General features: G+C 75.7%; 1 protein-coding gene. It reads right to left on the reverse strand.

Translation table 11 applies throughout. The features are described from left to right. Positions 1-1,156 (reverse strand): AMP-binding protein (locus FV230_RS28160; protein WP_187275660.1); only part of this gene is annotated, 1,156 nt, incomplete at its 3' end. Positions 1,157-1,567 lie beyond the last annotated feature (411 nt).

Raw genomic sequence — 1,567 nt, forward strand, 5'->3', positions numbered from 1 at the left:
GGGAAGGGGGCAGGGCGCGGTGGCCGGGCTCGGTGAGCGCCCCGGCGAGGCCCGGCCCCTTGCGCCTGACCGAGAGGATCGCATCCTCGTCGAAGGCCAGCACATCGAGCACCGGCCGTGCCGGGTCCGGTCCGGGCGGAGGCACGGGCCCGGGCGCACGGCGTGCGAGGACGACCGAGCGCAGCGTCGTCGCGGGCAGGGCGTCGAGCGCACCCTCCAGGAAGGCCGGGGCGACGAGATGGGTCGGGCGCGGATGCGCCAGGCTCTCGATCAGCGCGCCTCCGTCGAAGACCGGCATCGTCTCGAGGTCGGCGCCGACGGCGAGCGCCGCGCCGAGGCCGGTGACGATCCCGCGCAGATCCGAGGGCGGCAGCAGGGTGAGGATGCGGTCGCCGGGCTCGATCCGGGCCGAGACCAGGTGCGCGGCGACCGCCGCGAGCAGGGCGTCGCCCGTCCGGTGGACCGGCCGCGCCGGATCGCCCGCCACGAAGCTGACGAGGCCGCCGCCGGTCTCGGGCAACGCAATGGCGCCCCCGGCCCGGTCGAGGGCGAGCGCGTCGAGGTTGATCACGCCGTCGGGCACGGCCGGGCCGAAGGCGGCGAGATAGCGCAGGCCGAAATAGCCGGCCGCGATCCGGCACATCGCCTCCGCCGGGCGGCCGGCCCCGACATGGGTCTGGGTCAGCACCGCGAAGAGGCCGGCCGCCTGGATGCCGGCCGCCGCCTGCGCCTCGGTCCAGGACGCGGGCAGCGGGCAGGGGACGTGCCCCGCCGCCTCGACGGCGAGGTGGGCGATCAATCCCTCGGTGCTTCCGGGAAACCACAGGCCGATCCGGCTTCCCGGCGGCAGCCGCCACGTCCGCAGGGCCCGGCCGAGCCGCCCGACGATCTCGGCCGCCGTCCCGTAGGTCCAGGTCATCGACGGCCTGTCGCTCCAGCCGCGCTTGGGCGCGGCGTCGGAGAAGGCGAGGCGGGCGGGGTCGAGGCGGGCGGTTCCGGCGAGCAGCGCGCACAGGCCCACCCGCGGAAGGACGACCTCGGCGGCGGCCGGCGACCGCACCGGCTCGCGGGCCGCCGTCCGGGGCAGGGGGCGTCGATCGGCGGCCGGTCCCCATCCGGCGGTCGACGGCTCGATGGAGGGCTGCGCCGCGCTCACGGGGTTCTCGAACTCCATCCGAAGGGCGTCGCCCGACATCCCGCACGGGGACGACTGGCCATCGATGCGGGTTTTAGGGTTAACCCCCGCCTAAGGCCGACCCGCGGATATCCCGCATGCGCGGGGCCGGGTGTCGCGGTGGGTGTCATGCCTTCGCCGCATTCGGCGGGGAATGCAGGCCGCCCGATCGCCCGGGACCAGCGCGGCGCCCTGTCGGACCGGCCGCCCGCGTCCCGCACCGCATCACGTTTTCCCGTCACGACGACGTCCTCTTCATCGACGAACTTCAAAGGGTCTGAGCCGATGTCCTTCGCCAAAAGCCCGGCGCTCCTGATGCGCGCCGCCGCGTTCCTTGCGCTCGCCGGCCTTGCCGGACCCGCCCTCGCCCAGCCGAAGAAGGCGACGCCGGCC

The sequence above is a fragment of the Methylobacterium sp. WL6 genome (assembly GCF_008040095.1).
Lineage (GTDB): Bacteria > Pseudomonadota > Alphaproteobacteria > Rhizobiales > Beijerinckiaceae > Methylobacterium.